At 32.2% G+C, this 307-nt stretch carries 1 protein-coding gene; it reads left to right on the forward strand.

Annotated features, from left to right (window positions below; translation table 11 throughout):
* The coding region (locus tag A8C32_RS20550; protein ID WP_432416490.1) for a helix-turn-helix domain-containing protein at window positions 1–307 on the forward strand (307 nt) is incomplete at both ends.

Raw genomic sequence — 307 nt, forward strand, 5'->3', positions numbered from 1 at the left:
CCGTCGTAGCATATACAATTGGTTAAAAATGTATGAAGAAGGCGGTCTGGATAATTTATGTACCGTTTCAAGTGGCGGTAACAATACAAAATTACTTAAAGAATCAACAATTAAAGAGATAGACAGATTATTAAATAATCCTAATAGTACTATTACCAGTTATGTAGAGTTATTGTCTATTCTGACTGAAACCACCCAAAAGGACATAACCTATTCAGCACTATATCAACATTGTAAGTCAAAGCACTATTCTAAATTAAAAGTAGCAAGAAAATCACATCATAAAAAAGATGAGCAGGCTGTAGAG

Source organism: Flavivirga aquatica (genome assembly GCF_001747085.1).
Classification (GTDB): Bacteria; Bacteroidota; Bacteroidia; order Flavobacteriales; family Flavobacteriaceae; genus Algibacter_C; species Algibacter_C aquatica.